Below are 24,232 nucleotides of genomic sequence, written 5' to 3' on the forward strand. Positions count from 1 at the left end.
TGCAACGGCTGGCTCAACTCAAGGTGCGTAAGTCAGCAGCAGCTCACTGGGCGCCTGAAAATCCAGCGACATCATCACGCTCAGCGCGGTAATGGTGAAGATCGAGAAGACGAACAGCTTGCGCGCCCAGACCCGGTCATCCACTGCCTTGTAACCGCTCCAGGCCATGTACAACCAGTACATGCCCATGATGGCCGCGACGGCCAGGTAACTAAGACCGGCGTAACCCCCCACGGTCAACATCAAGGTGGCCAGCAGGAATGCCAGGGTGTAGATCAGGATATGACGCTTGGCGACGACGATGCCACGCTTCACCGGCAAGACCGGAATCGACGCAGCGAGGTAATCGTTGAAGCGAAAGATCGCGATGGCGTACGAGTGCGGCATCTGCCACAAACTGAACATCACCAACAGGGTCAGTGCCGCCAAGTCGAAGCTGTTACTCACCGCGACGTAACCGATCACGGGCGGCATTGCCCCGGACAAGCTGCCGACCAGTGTGCCGTGCACCGATTTGCGTTTCAGGTACAGGCTATAGAAGCCGACGTAAATCACAAAACCGATCACCGCGAACAACGCCGCCAGCGGGTTGGCCTTGGTATACAGCAAGCCCACCCCGGCGATGCCAAGCACGCTGGCGAAGATCAGGGCCAGTCTCAATGAAACCAGACCCTGCACCAGTACCCGATTCCTGGTGCGCTCCATCTTCACGTCGATGTCGCGGTCGATGCAGTTGTTGAACACGCACCCGGATGCCACCACTAACGAAGTGCCGATGACAGCAGCCAGGAACAGGCCAAAGTCGACATGCCCTTTGGACGCCAGGAAAAAGCCACCTGCCACCGAAAGCACATTACCGAAAATGATCCCCGGCTTGGTGATTTGGATAAAGTGCTTCAGCGACATCGGGAGATCCTCAGTGCGCCATCATGTTCGTGTGGACGTTGTACATAATCCACAACGACAGGCCGACCACGATCGCAATGATCAGGGCGGTAAAGGCGAAGGCGATGATGTTCCAGCGCTGTTCGGACGACCTGTTCATGTGCAGGAAGAACACCAGGTGCACGAATATCTGCACCACAGCGAAGGCCACGACAATGGCCAGGGTCATCGTCTTGGGGAACACCGGGTGCATCAAAAGACCGAAAGGGATCACCGTCAGAATCACGGAGAGGAAAAACCCGACGGCGTAGGACTTCAGGCTGCCATGGTCGGCACCGCCATGGCTGATATGTGCGTTAGCCATTTACAGCGCTCCCATCAGATAGACAACGGTGAACACGCAGATCCAGACCACGTCCAGGAAGTGCCAGAACAGACTCAGGCAGCTCAGACGCGTGTTGTTGGTTGCGGTCAGACCTTTCTTCTTGATCTGGAACATCAGCACCGCCATCCAGATCAGACCGGATGTCACGTGCAGGCCGTGAGTACCGACCAGCGTGAAGAAGCCTGACAGGAAGGCGCTGCGATCAGGGCCAAAGCCCTCGGCGATCAGGTGATGGAATTCATTGATTTCCATGCCGATGAACGCGAGGCCCAGCAAGAACGTTACCGCCAACCAGGCGATAACCCCGTTCTTGTTGCCCTTGTGCATCGCCAGCATGGCGAAGCCGTAGGTGATACTGCTGAACAGCAGGCAGAAGGTTTCTACCAGCACGTAAGGCAGTTCGAAGATGTCTTTGCCCGACGGGCCACCTGCGACGTTGTTACTGAGCACCGAGTATGCGGCGAAGATCGTCGCGAACAGGATGCAGTCAGTCATCAGGTAGATCCAGAAACCGAACACGGTCATGGACCCGGCATCCTCGTGCCCATGCTCCTCAGCATGGGCAATCTGAGTTTCTAATACTAAGTTCGACATGGTTTAAGCCTGCTTAGCCAAAGTTTGAAGGCGTGCATTTTCGATTCGCGCCACTTCTTCGGCGGGAACGTAGTAGTCGATGTCATCGTCGTTACTGCGCATGATGAAGGTGGCTACCATGCCGACCAGACCGACGGCGGCCAGCCACCAGATGTGCCAGATCAACGCGAAGCCAAAGACCAGACTGCCAAAGCTGATATACACGCCAACACCGGTGTTGCGCGGCATGTGGATCTTCTTGTAATCGGCTGCTTTTTTGCTCTGTACACCGCGTTCCTTGGTCTCCCAGTGGGCGTCCAGGTCATTGACGTGCGGTTGCTCGGCGAAGTTGTAGAACGGCGGCGGCGAAGAGGTCGACCATTCCAGCGTGCGGGCATCCCACGGGTCACCTGTGAGGTCACGGTTTTTCTCGCGATCACGGATGCTGACCACCAGTTGCGCGATCTGGAAGATGATGCCGACCATGATGACCAGCGCACCACAGAACGCAGCGATCAGCCACGGTGTCCATGCCGGGTTGTCGTAGTGGTTCAGACGACGGGTCATGCCCATGAAGCCGAGCACGTACAGCGGCATGAATGCCAGGTAGAAACCGACGATCCAGCACCAGAACGCATACTTGCCCAGACGCTCGTTCAACGTGAAGCCGAACGCTTTCGGGAACCAGTAGGCGAAGCCCGCCAGGTAACCGAACACCGCACCGCCGATGATCACGTTATGGAAGTGCGCGATCAGGAACAGGCTGTTGTGCAGCACGAAGTCAGCACCCGGAACCGCCAGCAGTACGCCGGTCATGCCGCCGATGCTGAAGGTCACGATAAAGCCCAGGGTCCAGAGGATCGGCGTGGTGAATTGAATTCGCCCGCGGAACATGGTGAACAGCCAGGTAAAAATCTTCACTCCCGTGGGCACGGAGATAATGATCGTCATGATGCCAAAGAAGGCGTTGACGTTGGCCCCCGAGCCCATGGTGAAGAAGTGGTGCAGCCAGACAACGAAGGACAACACGGTAATGGCGATGGTCGCGTAGACCAGCGAGGTGTAACCGAACAGGCGCTTTTTGGAGAACGTCGAGGTCACTTCCGAGAATATGCCGAAGGCCGGCAGGATCAGGATGTACACCTCGGGATGGCCCCAGGCCCAGATGAGGTTGACGTACATCATCGGGTTGCCACCAAGCTCGTTGGTGAAGAAGTGCATGCCCAGGTAACGGTCCAGCGTCAGCAGAATCAAGGTCGCGGTGAGGATCGGGAACGACGCCACGATCAAGATCGCGGTGCACAGGCAGTTCCAGGTAAACACCGGCATTTTCATCAACGTCATGCCAGGGGTGCGCATTTTCAGGATGGTGACAACGAAGTTCACCCCCGTCAGCAACGTACCCAATCCTGACAACTGCAATGCCCAAATGTAGTAATCGACCCCGACACCTGGGCTATACGCCAGGCCGGAGAGCGGCGGATAAGCAACCCAACCGGTACGGGCAAACTCGCCGAGCCCCAAGGACAGGTTGACCAGTACCGCGCCGACCACGAACAACCAGAAGCTCAACGAGTTGAGGAACGGGAAGGCAACGTCGCGAGCGCCGATCTGCAGCGGTACGACGATGTTCATCAGGCCGACCACAAAAGGCATCGCCATGAAGAAGATCATGATCACGCCGTGAGCGGTGAATATCTGGTCGTAATGTTCCGGAGGCAAGTAGCCTTCGGAACCCGCGCTGGCGAGGGCCAGCTGCGAGCGCATCATGATCGCATCGGCGAAGCCGCGCAGGAGCATGACCAGCGCAACGATGATGTACATCACACCGATTTTCTTGTGGTCGACCGAGGTCAGCCATTCAGTCCACAGGTAGGACCACTTGCGGTGATAGGAGATTGCAGCAACCAATCCCGCACCCACCAGCATGATGATAACCAGCGTCACCATTACGATCGGTACATGGAAGGGAATGGCTTCCAGCGTTAATTTACCGAACATCTCTTACTCCTCTGCGCCGGCAGCCGAATGCATTTTCATGTCCATGCCCCTCATTTCTGGTGCATCGTCCGCCTTGTGGTGCATCCCCTTGGCCTTGTTCATCCCTTCATATTTATCAATGATGGTCTGGAACAGGTTGGGCTGAACGCTGGCGAAGTACTCAACAGGGTTTTTCACGCTAGGCTTGGCCAACTGATTGAATTCAGCGATTTCAAGCGGGTGTGGTGCTTTTTTGGCTGCTGCGACCCAAGCATCGAAGTCCGCTTGCGACGTGGCATAGGCCTTGAATTTCTGGTCCGAGAAGCCTTCGCCGCTCAAGTTGGCCGCCATGCCGTCGTACACATGCTCTTCGTTGGAGATCAAGTGCAGCTTGGTTTCCATACCGGCCATGGCATAGATCTGACCGCCAAGGCCCGGGATGAAGAACGAGTTCATGGTGGAGTCGGATGTGATCCTGAAGTTAACCGGGACATTGGCCGGGAACTTGATCTCATTGACCGTGGCGATACCCAGTTCCGGGTAGATGAACAACCACTTCCAGTCCATTGCGACGACTTCAATGACCACCGGTTTGACGTTGGAGTCCAACGGTTTGTAGGGGTCAAGTTCGTGACTCGATTTCCAGATCAGGATACCCAGCGCGATCACGATCAAGGTTGGAACGCCCCACACCACGGCTTCAATCTTGCCGGAGTGAGCCCAGTTCGGCGCGTAGGTCGCCTTGGTGTTCGAAGCGCGGTATTTCCAGGCGAAGGCGAACGTCATGATGATCACCGGAACAACCACCAGCAGCATCAGCAGCGTCGCGGTGATGATCAGATTTTTCTCGTCGATGCCTATCTGCCCTTTTGGATCGAGCAGGGCCATGTTGCAACCACCCAGCGCAAGCATGCTCAAAAGGGCCAACGAGCCAAACAATCTGGGGTACCTTTTTCTACTCATCTCACGACCTCTAAAGCTGCGCACGCAATGCACATAGGTTTCGACCGCCAACACTTCACCCTGCCAGGTGTTGGCATGTTTTTTTGATTGAATAAGGGCCTGCCAGAAAAGCTCGAGAGCTGGGCGGCAAATCCAGAATTGTCTGTGGTTTCTTATTGAACTGGTGTGGCAACGGCCTGGTTAGCAGACCAATTCCATTTGGTGCGGATTTTTTGAAAGGGTGTCAGTCCCTGAAATCGTATCGGCGTGATCTACATAGAGTGCGTAGAGACGCTTTCGACCTCGTTTCTTGTCAATTGCAAAGCGGTGCTGACTGATAAGTGTTAGCGATTGTAGATATGTAACCATTTGTTGACTATGACTTATTCTGCAACAGTTATTCTCATATTCAGCAATGATCAGCCAGCAAGGACATTATCGGGGCTGAAAAAAAGCCCTACTTTCCGTAGGAAAACAGGGCTTTTGCGGTGTCCAACTGAATTCAGCGGGCGGTGCGACGATTACGCATGATCCCCAGCGGTACCAATATCACTGTCAGAACGAAGGCAGCCAAAGCCCACTGCGCCAGCGACAAACCGAGGATAGGTGGGTACGGCGTGGTGCAGAAGCCATCGACCTGGAAGCCCAACGGGAACCAGGACGCCAGCGGCAGACCGTCGACGATAGGCTGCAATACATCCAGACCGCAGCTCTCGTTCGGATTCGCCAGGATGTAGACATGACGGCCGGCAGCGACGATGCCGCCAATCGCACTGAGCACGGTCAGCCCCTCGAACACCGTAGTACTGCGTCTGCCCGGCATCGCGGCACCAATGAAGGCGAAGATGGCGATAAACAGCAAGGCATAACGCTGAAGAATGCACAGCGGGCATGGCGCCTCGTCCAATACCACTTGCATGTAAAGCGCGCCTCCGATCAACGTGAGGCAGATCACCCCGAGCAAGACCAGAAAGCGCTTTTCGCGTCTTAGGTACATCGTGCTGTCGCTCATTCCCTTACCTTTTGAAATGGTGTGACCCGGAGTGTAAATGCACAACGGTCTGATCGCCCGCGATAATCGTGGGCAGAGGTTACCAACTCAAGTGAAGAACCGCTGTACGGAACAATTGGGTGGCCGGAAGGCCTTGAGGCCAGAACACATCTTGTAGGTTTCGAGTATTTCCTGCGGACACAAAAATGCCGCCAGCCCCTGACAGAGGCTGACGGCATTTTTTATTCCGCCGAGTTTATTCGAGCACGGAAGCCGGGCCAAAGAACTCGTAGCGACTTTGTTTCTCTGGTACGCCGGCTGCTTTCAACTGGCGTTTGACCACGGCCATGAACCCTTTCGGACCCAGGAAGTAGGCATCCAGATCCCGATCTTCGGGCAACCACTGTTCCAGCTGCTGCTGATCAAGCAGGCCAACCGCATCCGCCGCGGGGCTCACGCCGTCGTCTTCGGCGTAGCAATAGAAGTGCTTGAGTTGCGGGTGACGCCCCGCCAGACCATCGACCCAATCGCGAAACGCATGCACCGCGCCATTGCGCGCGCAGTGGATAAAGTGCACGGGGCGTGAGGTTTCCAGCGCGGTCTCAAGCATGGCCAGTGTCGGCGTGATGCCAACACCGCCGCTGATCAACACTAACGGCTTTTGGCTCTCAGTCAGGGTGAATTCGCCCGACGGCGTGAACAACTGGAGGCTATCGCCAATCTGCAGTTGGTCATGCAGGTAGTTGGACACCACGCCATTGGGTTCGCGCTTGACGCTGATGCGGTATTGGTTGCCGCCGGCCACTGCCGAGAGCGAATAGTTGCGGCGCATTTCTTCGCCACCGATGAACAACTGCAAACCAATGTATTGACCCGCGGTAAACCCGAGAATCGGCCCATCATCCGCAGGTTGCAGATAGAAAGAAGTGATCTCGGCACTTTCATCCACCCGGTTTACCAGCTTGAACTCACGCGCACCGCGCCAGCCGCCAACGGCTTCGGCTTTTTCGTCGTAGATCGCGCCCTCGGCACCAATCAGAATATCGGCCAGTTGCTGATACGCATGGGTCCAGGCTTGCAATACTTCGTCAGTGGCAATGTCGCGTCCCAGCACTTCGGCGATGGCGCGGATCAGGCAGGAGCCGACGATAGGGTAATGCTCAGGCAGGATTTGCAGAGCGACGTGCTTGTTGATGATTTTCGCCACCAGATCGCCCAACTGCTCCAGTTCGTCGATGTGCCGTGCGTACATCAGTACACCGTTGGCCAGCGCGCGGGGCTGATCACCGCTGGCCTGATGCGCCTGGTTAAACAGCGGGCGCACCTCTGGGTATTCCTCGAGCATCATTTTGTAGAAATGAGTGGTCAGCGCTTCTCCACCGCTTTCAAGCAGGGGCACGGTGGATTTGACGATGGCACGATCTTGAGCGTTCAACACGATTGGACTCCTGAGCCGCAAGGCTTCTAGCTAATTGCCGCTTACACATCAGGATTCGTGCCAGCTATTTTTATAATAAAAATCAATAGCTTGAAAATATTAAGTCAAAATGACACATGATAAATAATAGTCAATAAGACTCCTTTGCGTCCTTATGACTACCAAAACACAACGCTGCCTTGCGCTGATTTTGCCGACAGCATCATTGATCGGCTTGACTGTTTACTGCCCTGAGGCACAAATACCCTAAAGCGAAACCTTTGCAAGTCGATAACCCGGCATCGAAAGCTGTTTGCCACTCTTGTAGCGACGCCTTTAATTTTCAGAAGGTTGATATGTCCTCAAATAATGCCCGCGCTGACTCCCTGTCACTCCTGCTGTTTACGTTGCGCAGCGGCAAGCTGATGGCCATCAACTTGCTCAAGGTCAGCGAGATCATCCCCTGCCCTGCCCTGACCCGCTTGCCCGAATCCCATCCTCACGTCAAAGGTATCGCCGTCCTGCGCGGCGCATCGTTGTCGGTGATCGACCTGAGTCGGGCCATTGGTGAACAACCGCTGCTCGACCCTTCGGGTGGCTGCTTGATCGTCACGGATGTCAGCCGTTCCAAACAGGGCCTGCACGTGCAGGCAGTGAGTAAGATCGTGCATTGCCTGACCACGGACATCCGACCTCCACCCTTCGCCTCTGGTAACAGGTCATTTATCACGGGTGTGACTCAGGTCGACGGCGTGCTGGTACAGGTGCTGGATATCGAAAAAGTCATCCACGGCATCGCCCCGGCGAGGATCATCGCCGACGAGCCTGCGCACCTGAGCGAAGAAGACACCCAGGTACTGGCCAAAGCCAAGATCCTCGTGGTCGATGACAGCCAGGTCGCCTTGCAGCAATCGCTGATCACCCTGCGCAATCTTGGCATTCATTGCCACACCGCCCGTAGCGCCAAAGAAGCCATCGACCGCCTGCTCGAACTGCAAGGCACGGAGGAGCAGATCAACGTAGTGGTATCCGACATTGAAATGTCGGAAATGGACGGCTATGCCTTTACCCGTACCCTGCGTGAAACACCTGACTTCAAGGACCTGTACGTCCTGCTGCACACCTCTCTGGACAGCAAGATGAACAGCGAAAAAGCCAAGGCTGCAGGAGCAAATGCCGTGCTGACTAAATTCTCTTCACCCGAGTTGACCAAATGTTTGATTCAGGCAGCCCGTACGGTCGAGGCCCAGGGCATTTAATACAGCCCCCCCAGCCAGAGGATTCGACGGCTTGGTGCTGGCTGATGCGCCGCGATCTGCTTCAGACCATCGCCCCCACAGCATGGCCTGCCGCACTTAGCCTTCTCGAGTTCAGCCCTGAACTCGCGCCACAAGTGCACGCATTATTGGTACTCGGTTACCAGCAAGGCGAAGGCAGCGTGCCGGACTATGAGGACTGGCACAAAGCGTTCGCCACCGACCCCGAGTTCGACCCGTCACTGTGTTTTATCGCTGCTGATGAATACGGTGTGGTAGGCGTTGTACTGTGCTGGACCAGTGCCTTTATCAAGGATCTGGTGGTGGATCCACGCGCCCGCCGCCAAGGCTTCGCACGTGCCCTGCTGAACCATGCATTCGAGGCTTTCCGCGTGCGGGGTGAAGCGTGCGTCGACCTCAAGGTGATGGACAATAACCATGACGCTCGGCGCCTGTATGAAACATCAGGTATGCGTTACGTCCAGCGCTTTACTGTCGACTAAGGCCGCCTCGCAACGGCGTCTGCCATAATCCGACCTTTGGAAGCACCACTCGGAAGAAGCCTGATATGAAAGCATCCACTGCGCTGTGCATTGCCCTTGCGGTTGCTGCAACCCATGCCAATGCGTCCAGCAGCCAGGCCTGGAGCGACCTGGACAAAGCCGTCATCGCCAGTTGCATAAACGCCAGTCAGCTTAAAGAGGTAAAACCGGCCGGCACCGCAGCCTTGTTCGATGACAGCGTCGGGTACAGCGCACTCCTGCTCAAAGGCCGCTACCCGCAGGCGCACATGAAGAACAAAACCGGCACCGAGCTGTGCCTGTACCAACGTCAAACCCAAAAAGCCACCGTGACCGAGTGGGATGAAATGACCACGTTGCCGAAAAAATAGACGCTTGGCAGTGGCGCACAATTTGCTTCGACACTTGTCCCCGGCGGTGACCGCGCCTGCAAATTGTCACCGTCAACGCGCGTCTTTTCTGGTCTTTTACGTCAATGAACACACCGTTTTCATGCGTAGGTTGTGGCAAGTGTTGCACCGATCATCACGTTCCCCTGACGCTGTCCGAGGCGAGCCAATGGGCGGCTGACGGCGGCGCGGTGATCATCCTCGTAGAGGGTTTCCTCGAAGACGGTTATGGCGTGCCTGAGTTGCAACGCACGCATGCCCAACGTCGTTCATGCCGGGTGCCCAGCGGCACAGCGCAGGTGTATGTCGCCATTACCTTCGCGGCTTATAACGTCGGGCCTTGTCGGAATCTTGACGCAGAAAACCTGTGCCGTATCTATGAACGACGTCCCTTGGTCTGTCGGATTTACCCGATGGAGATCAACCCGCACATCCCCCTGCGACCTGAAGCAAAAGGTTGTCCGCCGAATGCATGGGAGCACGGGCCGGACTTGATCGTCGGTGGCAACCTGGTCGATACCCAACTGACGGCACTGATCGAACAATCGCGCCAGGCGGATCGCGATGAGGTCGCCGCCAAAGATGCTATCTGTAAACTGCTGGGGATCCGCACCACCGCCCTCAAAGGTGACGGTTTTACCGCGTACCTGCCGGACATGCAGGCCTTTGCGGCCGCCACGCAACAGATCGCCGACAGCGGCACGTTACCTGCGCTGTCCGTCGAACCGGGTTGGGGTTTTCACGTATCGGGCGCGGAGATTGCCAATACGCTGCAACAGGCCGGCGCTCAGGTGGTGAGCGCCGATCCGCTGGACTATGCCTTCATTTCTTTTGCATAACGCCCGGCGAGGCTGGGCAGGCCTGAAAATCAGCGTTTGCCCATGGTCTTGCGTGTGCCGTGAGGCGCGACACCGGGGACTTTGTTATGACTGGCTTTGCCCGACTTCTTGTAATACAGCGAGTCTTGGGTCTTGGCCTGCAACAACTCGCCCGGTTTGAATGGAAAGCTGAACGCAGGAATGGCGGCTTTTTTATCGGTGGTTTCAGCACCCGGCTCGACGACTGTCACCTCTTCGGTGACGACGGCTTCAGGAGCTGGCGTGTGTTCGGGGGTAGTCATGGAAGCTCCAAAAGTATCGAGTCAGTCATCTGGCGAAAATGGGCAGTCGCCCAAGGCCCGGCAGCATACCTGAATCACAGGCGGCCTGCCGCCATCACCACTCACCTCCTATCGCCTGCTATTTGTAAAACAGATCAATGATGACTTCGGCCTCGAAGGCGCCTGCTTTGGGTGTTTGGCTTTGCCAGACCAGTTCGGCCTCGAAATCGGCCTTCGCCGACTGACTCGTCCCGAGCAGATCCGCCAGATGGAAGGACTGGTTGTAAGGCAACGTCGCGCCATCGCGGCCATTGATGATGCGGATACCGACGCCGTCGTTGGCCGTGGGAATCAGTAAATCGCCAGACAGCACACCTGACACCGGCTTGAATCGCGCATCGAGGCTGAACGGAGTGTCACAGGTGCGGCTGGTCACCAGTGAAAACGGACGTCGATCAATGACCCGCCCCACCGCTACCTCCTGAATCCCTATCGAGCCAAACTCGACGGTCTCCGGGGTGACCTGCAGCTCGGCATCGCAGGCAATGAAACGCAGGCCGGTCAGGTTATTGATGACGTAGCTCAGGCTGTAGCCGGGCAACGGGTTCAAGCCTGCCGCACTGTCGAGTTGGAATATCCGATAGTCCAGCAGATGACTGGCCACCCCCGACGGTGGCGTCGGACCGAACTTTTGCACGAACACCGAGAACACCAGATTGAAGGTGATGCGCGGACATGCAGCCATATTCGCGTCACTTTCATGACAAACAGGCAGACTCTGGCCTGTGCCTATCCGGCCGCTGTTCTGCAGATAATCGATACCGTCGACGGTCAAACCCGCGCGAATACCTTGGCCAATCGGCACGTTATCCGGGTTCAGATAAATGAACACTTCCTCCTGCTGCTCTTGCAGACCGTCCTTGAAGCATTCGACCTGAGCATTGAACCGATCCGAGCGCCAGACGATTGTTCCCTCGGGCGACGCGGCAGGAATGGCAACAGTGCTGCCCAGATCGCCATTGATCACCGCAGCGCCTGCACCCTGCTCCTTGCAGACCAAGGCAAAACACGTCGCCGGGGCCAGTAGCAGCACCAGCAGTAGACATCGAATCCAGCGAATATCGATCATGGTTGTAAGCCTTTTAAGTGGGCAATGCCTGGCAGCAACCTGGCCTTGAACGGTAAACGTCCGTCAATTTCGGCGCGGTAACTACGCTGGCCGCCATAATCAGTAAGGGCCTTGAAGGACATGTATTGCCATTGGCTGTCAGCGGGCTCGGCGGCGCTCAGGGGTAAGATTCGGGTGGTCCCCGGCAGCAGCAACAGGTAGTCGCTGACGTCATGTTTTCCAGCGCGGCCCTCGAGCTGCAGGTCCTGCAGTGAGGCGTGGAAAGCAGACCGATTGCTGACCTGCAACGACATCCTGCCGTTCGCATCGCGGGTCAGCTGCCAGAGCAATTCCTGGGTGCTATCAGCCGGATCACCGGGCAAACCTGGCGGGCGATAAAACACGTTGATGCGCTGGCGAATGGCAATGCTCAGTGGGTTCTCACCTTCTGCGCGCCGAGGGATTTCCATCACGTACAGGTGCAACAGCGACTCCCGCCCCTGCGGCATACCGACGCCTTCATACAAGATGCGTAGCGCCTGTTTGCCGTTAACAGGCAGTTGTGACAGGTGAGGCGTCAGGGCAAACGGCAGATCATCAGGCACGCCATCGCCCTCATTCGCGGCGCTGCTCAACCACGCCTGGAGCAGCACCTCGCGAGGGCTCCGGTTGATCACTTCGATACTGACTTCGCGAAAAGCCCCGTCAAAGATCAACCGCGTTCCGGTAAGGGACACCGCAGCCTGCACGCTTGCACTGGCGACCCCCATCAGTAGCAACATAAGGCTGATCAGCCTCTGACCGAGTCGTTTCGACAGACTCATTGGCAGGTCACCTTCAGTCGTTCATAGGCACGTAACGGGTCCTTTGGCGGCAGGCTATAGGGCACCCGGCAGCCTTGATCGGACCACTTCACTCGCAGTACGCCTTGATCTTGACCGGTCAACACCAACGCGCGACTGGTGGGGTCGACCACCGCCAAAGACTTGCCGTGCTCGTCCTCTACGCTAGCGCCCAACGGCACCTTACTGCCATCAGCGCGCACCAGTTCGAATTGCACACGGCGACCGATCGACGCGGCAAAGTGCACGACACTCACGGCGCCGCGACGTGGCACCACCTGGACGATTGCGTTATCCACCTCGACGTCCGCCCCCAACTGGCGAGTGTCCAGACTGACCCAATTGGTTCGGTAAGGCTGGGCGTAAGGCAACACCGCGTAACCGTTGTCCGAAGTCTCGACGTTGCTGTAGTTGGTCAGTTTTGCACCGCTGACGTTTGGCACCTCGACCAGGGCGAAGGTTTCACCCAAAGGCTGTCCGAAGTTCACCCCGCCGCCGTGAGCAACCAGCGACCCTGATGCACCCACGCTAAAAGCATCGTAATCGCGACCCTGGCTGTACCCGGCCTCAAAGCGACCGTAGGGCGTGGTGGTGTTAAGTTTGCCGGATCCGAAAGTGCCGGAGCTGCTGTCGCGCCCGCTCTGTAGCGAATAAAAAGCATTTCGATTGTCCAGCACCTGGCCGCTGAGACCGGCCTGGGCGTTGTAGTCTCCTTGGCTGTCGCGCACCAGATTGAACGATGTCCGGGACGCGCTTGAGCTTGAGCCCAACGGTACTGTCAGGCTCAGGGAAAGCCGATGATCGGTGTTGGCCTGCCCGTCACCGTCCAATTGCTGGTTACGCTCGATCGACAGACTGTAACTGACAGTTTTCCATGCGCTGTTGTAGGACAGGTACAACTGACGAGTTTTACCCGGCAGGTTCCAGTAACGCTGATCGCTGGCGGTCAGGCTCAACGAACCGGATTGCTCCGGCAGCGACTGCGTGACATTGAGCTCTACCCGATCCTTTGCCCGGCCGGTGACCGTTCGAGCGATGCGCCCATCGAGTTCCTCTACGTGCTCCTGCAGCGTGCGGTATTGCTCGGTGGAATAGCGATAACCCGCGACGGCTAAGGTGGTGTTCGTCACATCGAGGGTGTTGGCATAGCGCAACCGCACGCTTTGGCCCTGGCTAGTCTTGCTCACACGCGCCTGGCTGATCGACTGCGTCACGTCGGCCGAAAAAGCCCCCAAGCCGGTGTTGACCCCCGCCCCGACATTCGCCGCCTGATAATCCTCGGCCCATTGCAGTCCACCGAACCCGGTCAACCGTTCGGATAGACCATAAACCAGGGTGCCACTGGTGAATGTCGGCGAGGACTGTTGATCGGCATTGCTGTCGTATCGACCGGCGGCGAGGCTGTAGCGGAACGCACCGTTGGGCACCATGATCGGCAACGAGGTAAATGCCTGCGTAAAGGTGCGCGTGCGCCCATCCGCCTCCACCACCGTGACCAACAGATCGCCATTGGAGCCACTGGGGTAGATATCGGTAATCTCGAACGGCCCCGGAGAAACGTTGCTGCTGTACAGCAGAAAGCCGTTCTGGCGAACTTCAACCGTGGCATTGGTCTCGGCAATACCGCGAATCGTCGGAGCGTAGACCCGCTCGCTGTCAGGCAGCATGCCGTCATCGGAGGCGATTTCGGCGCCGCTGAACCGCACACTGTCAAAAATCAGCGAGTTTGAGTAGATCTCACCGAGTGTCAGTTGCCCCTTGAGCCGCGTCAGGTCACGTTGGGCGAACGTGCGGTTGCTGCTGAAGCGATAAGGCTGATTGCCGCCGTAGGTCAGCGACGACTCGTTGCGCAGGCGCCAGGCGCCCAGGTTCAGGCCATTTCGCAGGCCCAGGTAATACTGATCCGTGCGTTCTTGCTGATTGTGCCGACGGGCGCCGTTGAAGCTGTAATTGATGAAGGCGGCGGTCTCGCCTTCAGTCCAGAGTTCGGGTGACACGTAACCTCGAGCACTACGGGCCATGGCGGTCTGCGGCACGCTGACATTCAGGCGCAGGCTATTGGGCTGGTAGTCGACCCGAGCAAATTCGACCTGTGCCGCCAGGTCAAAACAAGCACTCGGTTGCAAATCAACCGCCAGGCTTGCGTCGTTGTGCAAGCGCTCCATGTCCAGTCCAAATGCCCGGAGCATCTCCAACGTCAGGCAGGGTTCGATCAAGCCTGAGGCCGTATTTTGGGTAAACCTGACATCATTGCGTCCACTCAGGACCCGGTTGACGTACACATCCACCCGGTAGACGCCTGGCAAAACACTGTTGCCCCGCAAAAATTCCTTGAGGTCGGCGGGTTCATCGGTGCCCTGGATAAAGGCCGTATTGAATTCCACTGGGGAACCCTTTGCGGCGTCGCCGGATTGATCTGGCGCCGCCATGGCCTGCATCGACAACGCCATACCAACACCCATGGCGAGCGTACTGAGCCTGAACGATGCGCGCACATAAAACCTCGGGAGGCTTTTATTGGTGCGCAGGAGATCACCTGAAAAAAATCCCTGGGTACTTCGGTTGAGCCGTTCCATTTGCTGTTATCACTCAATCCTTGGAGTACAGTCGCACCGGAGAATCCTTTCGCGCAGGCGCAAAACTGCCGAGTCAACGCAGAGGCCGTCACTCGGATTGCTCGATGAATAAAAAATTCTGGAGGAGTCGTTACCTGACGCCGGTATCGGTCTTGGCGACCTTGACCGCGTTGATCGACTCGCGCGCGGTCAGCGTGGCCCTATAGGGCACCTGCCCACCGAAGTCATTGATGCTGATAAAACTCAGGCTCAAGGGACGACCGCTTGCCCGCCTGACAAGCGGCACGTTCAAGGATTGATTCGGCGCCAGCATCTGGCTGTCCTTTTTCATCACGTGAGTTGTACCGTCCCGAACCTCAATCCTGACCATGGACACGTAATAGGGTCCAGGATTGCTCACCTGCAACACGTCATCCTCCAGCAGACGCCATTGAAGTTTTTCCGGCGCCTGGGCTGGCTCCACCTCCAACCCCTGAGGCCGAAAAAACACCTTGATGCGCTGGCGGATCGCGATCTGCAAAGCATTCTTTGCCGCGGCCTGAGGAATTTCCTGCACGTTGAGCCAAAACACCGACTCGCGGTCCATCGGCATGTCCACGCCGGCATACATGATGCGCAGCAGTTGCTTGCCGTCGCCCGGCATGCGAGCCAGGGCCGGGATAATCACAAACGGCAAATCGACAGTGCCCCCGGCGTCAGACTCAAGCCAGGACTGCAGGAGAATTTCTCCGCCGCCGCTGTTGTGTACGCCGAAACTGACCTCTTTGTCTTTTGCCGGATAAATAACACGAGTGGTATTGAGCACGATGCCTGCCTGGGCACCTGCGCTCAGGATCATTACCAGCGAAAGGCAGGCATAACGAATGGCGATAGAAAACATGATGGCATTCACCTTGAGCTGAGGTGCGACGGGGCGACTGCAGCTCACCCCGTCAGCGGTTTTACTCGTAGTCCAGCACGAAAGGCATGAATCCATCGGCGTTGCCCGGGTTGGTCGGCGTGCCGTTAAGCACGTAGACCGCGCCAAAATTCAACTCGGCTGTCGCGCCACCCGCGCCATCCTTGATCAGCGGTTTGTCGATCGTCTCGGTGCCACTCAAGTCCATGATCTGGGATTGGGCGTTGAGCAGGCCGATACCGACACCGTCTGCGGCACCCGTAGTACGCAACAGCTTGGGGTCATTGTTATCCAGGCCGCTGCCGGAGCGTGCGACGAAGCGCATTTTCACGGTGTTGTATTGATCGACGCCAGCGCTGCAATTGACCAGCAGCTGGACAGGTGTAGCGGTTTCCAGCTTGCTCGCGCTCGATGAGCCTATATCAGAGAATGAAACGTTGCCCAAATCGACGTTGATATCTCCATTAGGGCCGGCACCGACCCCGGCGCCCGGCCCGACGTTACAAGAAATGTTGGTCAGCGTGCCGTTGAACACCAACTTCCCGTTATTTGCAGCATTGGCGGTACCGACCGCACCTAAACCCATTGCACCCAGTACAGCCAATGTGAGAGAGATTTTTTTCATGCTAACGACATTCCTTGCGTTCGTTCGTATATGCCCATCATTGGACGAAAAGAACTATAACGATACGAAGCATTGTTGAATGTCAGGATAAACATATTACGCATATGGATTTGGCAACAGGACAAGTAGGTACTTTCTGCGGGAATATTCCTTATTAGTGATCGGCACCCGGAAACAGGGGCTTTCATCGAAAACAGCAAAAGCAAAGTGTCAGCACAGTTAGGGTTTACACAGTATCGATACAGTGACTGTATTGACACTACTGATAGGTCAACGTAACCACCCCCGCCCTGGACTTCTTGTCCGGAGCCCCTCCTGTACCACTCGCCGCTTCCGAGGAAGAAAGTACCGTAAACACGGCACTGAAAGGAATGACATCAGCGCTGCAGGCATTCCGATACGTGTCCACGGCAAGGGTGATTTCCGATGAGACCTGAATCTGCTGCGAGGCTTTAAAATAGGAGCTGTCAGACCGTGTCTGAACGGCACATCCCGTATTGACCACCTGCCCGTTGAAATGAATAACGCCACCGTTGGCTGATGCCACGACGCTGAAGGTGAACACCACGATCGAAAACAATACACCACTGACCGAGTTGCCGTTCATTGCAGTACTCCGTGCGGCGTCTCACCTCAACAAACAACGCTGAAAAAAGGGGTTCACCCGAAAATTCAAAACGACAAGTAAGAACTTTCCCTGGCTATCTTTCACCAACCTTTCAGCCGATCATATCAAACATGCACCTGATGCCTTTTCTTTATTATCGTCAACCTTCGTTTTTTCTTTAATAGACCGCCCGCACGCGCCGAACTGAGAGGCTAAGCCGGCCTACGGCGCTAGCTGTCCATTCTGTCAGTTAGCCGTCATTTTGCTGACCGGGTTGGCAGGCTATAAAGAAGGGGCTGACACTGAAGATGACGAAAGCCCTCACGAGGTACCTCCTCTCATCCCTGTCCTTCCCTTTGACTTGCCCGGCGCCTTCCCTGCATGCGTAAACAGACCCGAACCGCAATCGCCGCCAGCGCCATCGTTGTGCTCATCGCGCTCACCAGTTGGAGCCTGACCCGTCCTGCCCCCGCAAAAGTGTCGGCGCCGACTGCGATTCCAGTCCGGGTCATCAGCGTGATCAAGGAGGATGTACCGCGCTATGTCACCGGCATCGGTTCCGTGCTTTCGCTGCACAGTGTCATCGTTCGTCCCCAAGTCGATGGCATCCTGACCAGGCTGCTGGTCAAGGAAGGCCAGCAAGTCAAAGCCGGCGACCTGCTGGCGACCATCGATGACCGTTCGATTCGTGCGACGCTGGCTCAGGCCCAGGCTCAGCTGGGACAAAGCCAGGCGCAACTGGACGTCGCCCAAATCGATCTGAAACGCTATCGCTTGCTGACGACGGACAACGGTATTTCCAAGCAGACGTTCGACCAGCAACAAGCACTGGTCCATCAGCTTCAGGCCACTGCGTTGGGCAATCAGGCGTCTATCGAGGCCGCCCAAGTGCAGTTGTCCTACACGCAGATACGCTCACCGGTGACCGGCCGCGTCGGTATCCGCAACGTCGATGAAGGCAACTTCCTGCGCGTCAGCGACGCTCAAGGTCTGTTCTCCGTGACCCAGATCGACCCGATTGCCGTCGAGTTTTCTTTGCCGCAACAGATGCTCTCAACCTTGCAGGCGCTGGTCCACGGGAGCACGCCAGCAGCCGTTCAAGCCTACATCGGCAATACCGATAACGGCACGTTGTTGGGCGAGGGTAAATTGACCCTGATCGATAATCAGGTGGCCGCCAACACCGGCACCATTCGCGCCAAAGCCGAATTCAGCAACCCCACGGAGAAACTCTGGCCCGGCCAGCTGGTGACCATAAAAATCCAGACGGCCATTGACCGGGATGCCTTGAAAGTGCCGCCACAAGTGGTCCAACGCGGCGTCGATCAGCACTTCGCCTACCGCGTCAAGGGCAATAAGGTGGAAGTGGTGCCGGTGCAAGTGGTGTATCAAGACAGCGATCTGACCCTGATCAAAGGCCCTGACGTCGGTGATGTACTGGTCAGCGACGGCCAGTCCCGGCTTAAACCCGGGGCGCACGTCGACGTAATCACCGCACCGTCCATCGTCGGACAGGACACTGCGATGGAGACCGCACGATGAAAGGCCGGGGGTCGGTATCGGCGTGGTGCATTGATCATCCGGTCGCCACCTTGCTGCTGACGTTTGCAGCGGTGTTGCTGGGCCTGATCGCCTTCCCACGCCTGCCTGTCGCGCCGTTGCCAGAGGCTGAGTTCCCGACTATCCAAGTCACCGCCTCCCTGCCAGGCGCCAGCCCGGAAACCATGGCCTCCTCGGTCGCGACCCCGCTGGAGGTGCAGTTCAGCGCAATCCCCGGCATGACACAAATGACCTCCAGCAGCGCATTGGGTTCGACCAATCTGACGCTGCAATTCACTCTCAGCAAAAGCATCGACACCGCCGCTCAGGAAGTCCAGGCGGCCATCAACACCGCTGCGGGCAGGCTGCCCGCTGACATGCCCAACTTGCCGACCTGGCGCAAGGTCAACCCGGCTGACAGCCCGGTGCTGATCCTCAGCGTCAGCTCAAACCTGATGCCCGGCACCGAACTCAGTGACATCACCGAATCCCTGCTCGCGCGCCAGCTCAGCCAGATCGACGGTGTCGGTCTGGTCAACATCACCGGGCAACAACGCCCAGCAATCCGGGTTCAGGCCGCACCGGAGAAACTCGCGGCCTTGAAGCTGACCCTGGCCGACGTGCGCGTGGCACTGCAACAAACCAGCTTGAACCTGGCCAAAGGCGCGCTGTATGGCAAGAACAATGTCTCGACACTCTCCGCTAACGATCAACTGTTCCAACCCGAGGATTACGCGCAGCTCATTGTGTCCTACAAAGACGGCGCGCCGGTTCATCTCAAAGATGTCGCAACGGTGATCAACGGTGCGGAGAACGCTTACGTCAAAGCCTGGTCCGGCGATCAACAAGGGGTCAACCTGGTGGTCTTCCGTCAGCCGGGGGCGAACATCGTCGAGACCGTGGATCGCATCCAGCGCGAGTTACCTCGCCTGCAGGAAATGCTGCCGGCGTCGGTGGAGGTGTCAGTGCTCAACGACCGGACCAAAACCATTCGTGCGTCATTACATGAAGTGGAAATGACTCTACTGATCGCCGTGCTGTTGGTCGTCGCGGTCATGGCCCTGTTCCTGCGCCAGTTATCGGCAACCCTGATCGTCAGCAGTGTGCTGGGCGTGTCGTTGGTCGCCAATTTCGCGATGATGTACCTGTTCGGTTTCAGCCTGAACAACCTGACACTGGTGGCGATTGTCGTGGCCGTGGGGTTCGTGGTCGACGATGCGATTGTGGTGGTCGAGAATATTCACCGCCACCTCGAAGCAGGCGACGGCATGCGCGAAGCCGCGATCAAGGGCGCCGGGGAAATCGGCTTCACCGTGGTTTCGATCAGTTTCTCGCTGGTGGCCGCGTTCATCCCGCTGCTGTTCATGGGCGGCGTGGTCGGGCGGCTGTTCAAGGAGTTCGCCCTCACCGCCACCGCGACCATTCTGATTTCGGTAGTGGTCTCCCTGACCCTGGCACCCACCCTCGCCGCCCTGTTCATGCGCGCACCCAAGCATGATCCCGACGCCAAGCCGGGCTTCGGCGAGCGCTTATTGGCGTTGTACGAACGAGGCCTGCGCAAGGCACTGGCTCACCAGCGCGTGATGATGGGGATTTTCGGCATGACCCTGGTTCTGGCAGTCGCCGGTTATATCGTCATCCCCAAAGGCTTTTTCCCGGTGCAGGACACCGCTTTCGTGCTGGGTACCAGCGAAGCCGCCGCCGACATTTCCTACCCTGACATGGTCGAGAAACACTTGGCGATGGCCAAAATCGTCAGTGAAGACCCGGCGGTCCAGGCGTTTTCCCATTCAGTGGGGGTGACCGGCAGCAACCAGACCATCGCCAACGGACGTTTCTGGATTGCCCTCAAAGACCGCAGTGATCGCGATGTATCGGTCAGCGAATTCATCGACCGCATACGACCAAAACTGGCAACAGTGCCGGGCATCGTCTTGTACCTGCGCGCCGGGCAAGACATCAACCTCAGCTCCGGCCCGAGTCGAAGCCAATACCAGTACGTGCTCAAGAGCAATGACGGCCAACTCCTCAATACCTGGACCCAGCGCCTGACCGAAAAGCTCCGGGAAAACCCAGCCTTCCGCGACCTGTCCAACGACCTGCAACTGGGTGGCAGCATCACCCACATCAGCATCGACCGCAGCGCTGCGGCGCGCTTTGGCCTGACCACCAGTGACGTCGATCAGGCACTTTACGATGCATTCGGCCAACGGCAGATCAGCGAATACCAGACCGACATCAACCAGTACAAGGTCATCCTGGAACTCGACACCGAGCAACGCGGCAAGGCCGAGAGCCTGAATTATTTCTATCTGCGCTCACCGCTCAGTGGCGAAATGGTCCCGCTGTCGGCCCTGGCCAAAGTCGATCCACCGAGCGTTGGCCCCCTGTCTATCAGCCATGACGGCATGTTCCCGGCCGCCAACCTGTCCTTCAACCTCGCGCCCGGCGTGGCGTTGGGCGATGCAGTGCTGATGCTCGACAAGGCCAAGAGCGACATCGCCATGCCGGCAGCAATCGTCGGCTCGTTCCAGGGGGCGGCGCAGGCGTTTCAGAGTTCGTTGGCCAACCAGCCGTGGCTAGTCCTGGCAGCGCTGGTGGCGGTGTACATCATCCTTGGTGTGCTGTATGAAAGCTTCGTCCATCCCCTGACCATCATCTCGACCCTGCCATCTGCGGGGATCGGCGCACTGCTGCTGCTCTGGCTGCTGGGCCAGGACTTCTCGATCATGGCGCTGATCGGCATCGTGCTGCTGATCGGTATCGTCAAGAAAAACGGTATCCTGTTGGTCGATTTCGCCCTGGATGCCCAGCGCAATCGAGGGCTCAGCCCACAAGATGCTATTTATGAAGCCTGCCTGACGCGCTTCCGACCGATTATCATGACCACGATCGCGGCCCTGCTCGGCGCTTTGCCGCTGATGCTCGGTTACGGGGTCGGCGCGGAGTTGCGCCAGCCTTTGGGGATTGCGGTGGTCGGTGGGTTAGTCGTCAGCCAAGCGTTGACCCTGTTCACCACGCCGGTGATCTACCTGCAGCTAGAACGGCTGTTCCATCGGCGCCCGCCACACTCTGCGCCTGACCCCGCAGCAGTTCTGGTCATAGACAAGTGAGTGTCGCCCCATGCGCGTGCTGATTATCGAAGATGAAGAGAAAACCGCCGACTACCTGCACCGGGGCTTGACCGAACAGGGCTACACCGTGGACCTGGCCCGCGATGGTATCGAAGGCCTGCACCTGGGGTTGGAAAGTGACTACGCGGTAATCATTCTCGACGTCATGCTGCCGGGCCTGGACGGCTTCGGGGTATTACGCGCCCTGCGTGCCAGAAAGCAGACACCGGTGATCATGCTCACCGCTCGCGAAAACGTCGACGACCGCATTCGCGGCTTACGCGAAGGCGCGGACGATTACCTGGGCAAACCCTTCTCTTTTCTCGAACTGGTCGCGCGCCTGCAAGCCTTGACCCGACGCAGTAGCGGCCATGAGCCGGTGCAGATCAGCATCGCCGACCTCTGGATCGACCTCATCAGCCGCAAGGCCACACGCGCCGGGATGCGCCTGGACCTGACCGCCAAGGAGTTTTCCCTGCTCAGCGTACTGGCTCGCCGCCAGGGTCAGATCCTCTCGAAAACCTCGATTGCCGAGATGGTCTGGGATATCAATTTCGACAGCGATACGAACGTCGTCGAAGTCGCGATCAAACGCCTGCGCGCCAAACTGGATGGGCCGTTCGAGCAGAAGCTGCTGCATACCATTCGCGGCATGGGTTATGTGCTGGAGAACCGCAGTGGCAACTAATTCCATCGCCCTGCGCCTGAGCAGCTTGTTTGCGCTGGTCGCGATGCTGGTGTTTCTACTGATCGGCTGGGCCCTTTACCTGCAAGTCGAAAAAGGCCTCGGCCAGTTGCCCGCCGCCGAGGTGGAAGCGCGCTACAGCGTGCTCGAATCCGCCGTTACCCGATTTGGCACACCCGAGCATTGGGCGAAGATCAGCGCCAAACTCAAACTACTCAGCGAAGAAGACAAGCGCATCCGATTCTGGGTCGTCAGCGACAACCCGGCCTACGAGTTTGGTAGCCCGGATGCGGCGATACGCCAGTTCGCCAAGGGCCCGCCGGGCATGCGCGACATGGCACTGGCCGGCCATGAGTTCCCGTTCAAAGTACTGGTCAGCCAGTTCCCGGCACAGGATCAACGCCCACCGCTACGGTTTTTGATTGCAATCGATACCGAAACCTTCTGGCAGACCCAGCACTCGCTGCTGATCGCCTTGATCGGTCTCGCGGCCGCCGGCATCGTGCTCGCGTCAGTGCTGGGTTACTGGGTCGCACGCATCGGTTTGAAACCCTTGGTCAGCCTATCGCTGGAAGCCCGGAAACTGGCGCCCCCACGTTTGTCTGGCCGCCTGCAACTGTCCTCCCTACCGCCTGAACTGGACCAATTCGTCAGCTCATTCAACTCGACGCTGGAGCGAGTCGAGCAAGCCTACTCAAGGCTCGAATCATTCAACGCCGATGTCGCCCATGAACTGCGCTCGCCGCTGACCAACCTGATCGGTCAAACTCAAGTGGCGCTGACCCGTGGACGCTCAGCCGAGCATTACTTCGAAGTGTTGCAATCCAACCTGGAAGAGCTTGAGCGATTGAGGTCGATCATCAACGACATGCTGTTTCTGGCCAGCGCCGACCAAGGCAGCAAGGCCACCGAATTGACGTCCACCTCGCTGGCCAAAGAAGTCGCCACAGCCCTGGATTACCTGGACTTCATCCTCGAAGACGCTCACGTGCGGGTCGAGGTTCAGGGTGACGCCAGCGTTCGTATCGAAAAAGCCCACCTGCGACGGGCGCTGATTAACCTGTTGCACAACGCTGTGCAGCATACCGAGCCAGGGCAAGTGATCCGGGTCGAGATCCGGGCCCAAGACGAGCATGTCAGCATCGGAGTGGCCAATCCCGGCGCCGAAATAGCCAGCGAACACTTGCCCATGCTCTTTGAGCGCTTCTATCGCGTCGACGCCTCACGCAGCAACAGCGGCGCCAACCACGGGCTGGGTCTGGCCATCGTCAAAGCCATCGCCCTGATGCATGGCGGGACCGTTTTCGTCCACAGCCAGCAAGGCGTCAACACTTTCGGCATCAACCTTCCGCGCTGAACCATTCCCCTCTTCATTGCAGGCGTGCCTGCCCCCGCAAACGTGCTATCCCCGCTGAGACGTTAAAATTCGTGCCGCACTTTGTTACCAGAATGACAAAAGTCCTTTGAGTACATGCCTCTTTTTCGAACTTGGTCCGACCTATATTTTTGTCGCACTTAATTAGCACTTGCCTAGCAAGAAGGTCTCAAAAATGTCCACCAGTATGGGTATTGCCAGCGTTTTCGTATTGTCTTCGTTCCTGTTATCCGGTCAGGCGTCTGCAGAAGAATCGCAGTCCTTTGTTGCACAGAAAGCCGCACGTCAGGCGTCTGTCGAACAAGCCCAAACCCGAGCAGAAATAACCGCAAAGACACCGAACAACGAGCAATCTCTGGAAAAGTCGGTAGATAGCGGTACTTCCGATAACGCTCAAAAGGGCTAATCGACTGTAATAACGTTTCC

23 protein-coding genes are annotated in these 24,232 nt (G+C 57.5%); 9 read left to right on the top strand and 14 right to left on the bottom strand.

The window, feature by feature from the left end:
- Positions 1-18 precede the first annotated feature (18 nt).
- The 7 genes from cyoE to hmpA form a co-directional block, all read right to left on the bottom strand.
- Complete coding sequence (cyoE, locus tag RGU44_RS00190) at positions 19-906, bottom strand: heme o synthase (protein ID WP_322178095.1); 888 nt, start codon at positions 904-906, stop codon at positions 19-21.
- A gap of 10 nt (positions 907-916) precedes the next feature.
- Positions 917-1,249: a cytochrome o ubiquinol oxidase subunit IV gene (gene cyoD / locus RGU44_RS00195; protein ID WP_219060992.1), complete on the bottom strand. Its 333-nt coding sequence runs from the start codon at positions 1,247-1,249 to the stop codon at positions 917-919.
- A complete protein-coding gene (locus RGU44_RS00200) occupies positions 1,250-1,864 on the bottom strand; it encodes a cytochrome o ubiquinol oxidase subunit III (RefSeq protein WP_219060991.1) in 615 nt (204 codons plus the stop codon). It lies immediately after the preceding gene.
- A 3-nt stretch (positions 1,865-1,867) separates the two neighbouring features.
- Positions 1,868-3,844, bottom strand: coding sequence for a cytochrome o ubiquinol oxidase subunit I (cyoB, locus tag RGU44_RS00205; protein WP_322215143.1), 1,977 nt, complete (start codon positions 3,842-3,844; stop codon positions 1,868-1,870).
- Positions 3,845-3,847: 3 nt separating this feature from the next.
- Positions 3,848-4,786: a ubiquinol oxidase subunit II gene (gene cyoA, locus RGU44_RS00210; RefSeq protein WP_322215145.1), complete on the bottom strand. Its 939-nt coding sequence runs from the start codon at positions 4,784-4,786 to the stop codon at positions 3,848-3,850.
- Between the two features lie 481 nt (positions 4,787-5,267).
- Positions 5,268-5,777, bottom strand: coding sequence for a disulfide bond formation protein B (locus tag RGU44_RS00215; protein WP_322178092.1), 510 nt, complete (start codon positions 5,775-5,777; stop codon positions 5,268-5,270).
- Between the two features lie 235 nt (positions 5,778-6,012).
- Positions 6,013-7,194, bottom strand: coding sequence for an NO-inducible flavohemoprotein (gene hmpA / locus RGU44_RS00220; protein WP_322178085.1), 1,182 nt, complete (start codon positions 7,192-7,194; stop codon positions 6,013-6,015).
- Between the two features lie 335 nt (positions 7,195-7,529).
- On the opposite strand from hmpA, the gene RGU44_RS00225 reads away from it, so the two are divergent.
- From RGU44_RS00225 to RGU44_RS00240, 4 genes are all read left to right on the top strand, one after another.
- On the top strand, positions 7,530-8,432 hold the full coding sequence (locus RGU44_RS00225) for a chemotaxis protein (protein ID WP_322215147.1): 903 nt from the start codon (positions 7,530-7,532) through the stop codon (positions 8,430-8,432).
- 44 nt (positions 8,433-8,476) lie between these two features.
- Positions 8,477-8,932: a GNAT family N-acetyltransferase gene (locus RGU44_RS00230; protein ID WP_322178083.1), complete on the top strand. Its 456-nt coding sequence runs from the start codon at positions 8,477-8,479 to the stop codon at positions 8,930-8,932.
- Positions 8,933-8,997: 65 nt separating this feature from the next.
- Positions 8,998-9,321, top strand: coding sequence for a hypothetical protein (locus RGU44_RS00235; protein ID WP_322178082.1), 324 nt, complete (start codon positions 8,998-9,000; stop codon positions 9,319-9,321).
- A gap of 104 nt (positions 9,322-9,425) precedes the next feature.
- Positions 9,426-10,178: a YkgJ family cysteine cluster protein gene (locus RGU44_RS00240; RefSeq protein WP_322178081.1), complete on the top strand. Its 753-nt coding sequence runs from the start codon at positions 9,426-9,428 to the stop codon at positions 10,176-10,178.
- 29 nt (positions 10,179-10,207) lie between these two features.
- Here the strand turns inward: RGU44_RS00240 and RGU44_RS00245 are convergent, their stop codons facing one another.
- The 7 genes from RGU44_RS00245 to RGU44_RS00275 form a co-directional block, all read right to left on the bottom strand.
- Positions 10,208-10,459 carry a hypothetical protein gene (locus tag RGU44_RS00245; RefSeq protein WP_322178080.1) on the bottom strand — a complete coding sequence of 84 codons (252 nt, stop codon included), beginning with the start codon at positions 10,457-10,459 and terminating at the stop codon, positions 10,208-10,210.
- Between the two features lie 118 nt (positions 10,460-10,577).
- Entirely contained in the window at positions 10,578-11,567 is a 990-nt protein-coding gene (locus RGU44_RS00250; RefSeq protein ID WP_322215149.1) for a fimbrial protein, read from the bottom strand.
- Positions 11,564-12,370: a molecular chaperone gene (locus RGU44_RS00255; protein WP_322215150.1), complete on the bottom strand. Its 807-nt coding sequence runs from the start codon at positions 12,368-12,370 to the stop codon at positions 11,564-11,566. Before RGU44_RS00255 ends, RGU44_RS00250 begins: the two co-directional genes overlap by 4 nt.
- A complete protein-coding gene (locus tag RGU44_RS00260; protein WP_322215186.1) occupies positions 12,367-14,826 on the bottom strand; it encodes a fimbria/pilus outer membrane usher protein in 2,460 nt (819 codons plus the stop codon). The genes RGU44_RS00255 and RGU44_RS00260 overlap by 4 nt, the downstream gene beginning before the upstream one ends.
- Positions 14,827-15,094: 268 nt before the next feature.
- Complete coding sequence (locus RGU44_RS00265) at positions 15,095-15,844, bottom strand: molecular chaperone (protein ID WP_416194611.1); 750 nt, start codon at positions 15,842-15,844, stop codon at positions 15,095-15,097.
- Positions 15,845-15,905: 61 nt separating this feature from the next.
- Complete coding sequence (locus RGU44_RS00270) at positions 15,906-16,487, bottom strand: fimbrial protein (RefSeq protein WP_322178077.1); 582 nt, start codon at positions 16,485-16,487, stop codon at positions 15,906-15,908.
- Between the two features lie 259 nt (positions 16,488-16,746).
- Complete coding sequence (locus RGU44_RS00275; protein WP_322215151.1) at positions 16,747-17,094, bottom strand: hypothetical protein; 348 nt, start codon at positions 17,092-17,094, stop codon at positions 16,747-16,749.
- Between the two features lie 381 nt (positions 17,095-17,475).
- Between RGU44_RS00275 and RGU44_RS00280 the strand changes: the two genes are divergently transcribed.
- The 5 genes from RGU44_RS00280 (at position 17,476) to RGU44_RS00300 (ending at position 24,212) form a co-directional block, all read left to right on the top strand.
- The gene (locus RGU44_RS00280) at positions 17,476-18,636 is read left to right on the top strand and encodes an efflux RND transporter periplasmic adaptor subunit (protein ID WP_322178075.1); all 1,161 of its coding nucleotides are present in this window, start codon (positions 17,476-17,478) and stop codon (positions 18,634-18,636) included.
- Positions 18,633-21,746, top strand: coding sequence for a multidrug efflux RND transporter permease subunit (locus tag RGU44_RS00285; RefSeq protein WP_322215152.1), 3,114 nt, complete (start codon positions 18,633-18,635; stop codon positions 21,744-21,746). The genes RGU44_RS00280 and RGU44_RS00285 overlap by 4 nt, the downstream gene beginning before the upstream one ends.
- A 10-nt stretch (positions 21,747-21,756) precedes the next feature.
- Complete coding sequence (locus tag RGU44_RS00290; protein ID WP_322178073.1) at positions 21,757-22,434, top strand: heavy metal response regulator transcription factor; 678 nt, start codon at positions 21,757-21,759, stop codon at positions 22,432-22,434.
- Entirely contained in the window at positions 22,424-23,788 is a 1,365-nt protein-coding gene (locus RGU44_RS00295) for a heavy metal sensor histidine kinase (protein WP_322178072.1), read from the top strand. Before RGU44_RS00290 ends, RGU44_RS00295 begins: the two co-directional genes overlap by 11 nt.
- Before the next feature lie 193 nt (positions 23,789-23,981).
- Positions 23,982-24,212, top strand: coding sequence for a hypothetical protein (locus RGU44_RS00300; RefSeq protein WP_322215153.1), 231 nt, complete (start codon positions 23,982-23,984; stop codon positions 24,210-24,212).
- Positions 24,213-24,232: the final 20 nt, after the last annotated feature.

The sequence above is a fragment of the Pseudomonas sp. 5C2 genome, from assembly GCF_034314155.1.
GTDB lineage: Bacteria > Pseudomonadota > Gammaproteobacteria > Pseudomonadales > Pseudomonadaceae > Aquipseudomonas.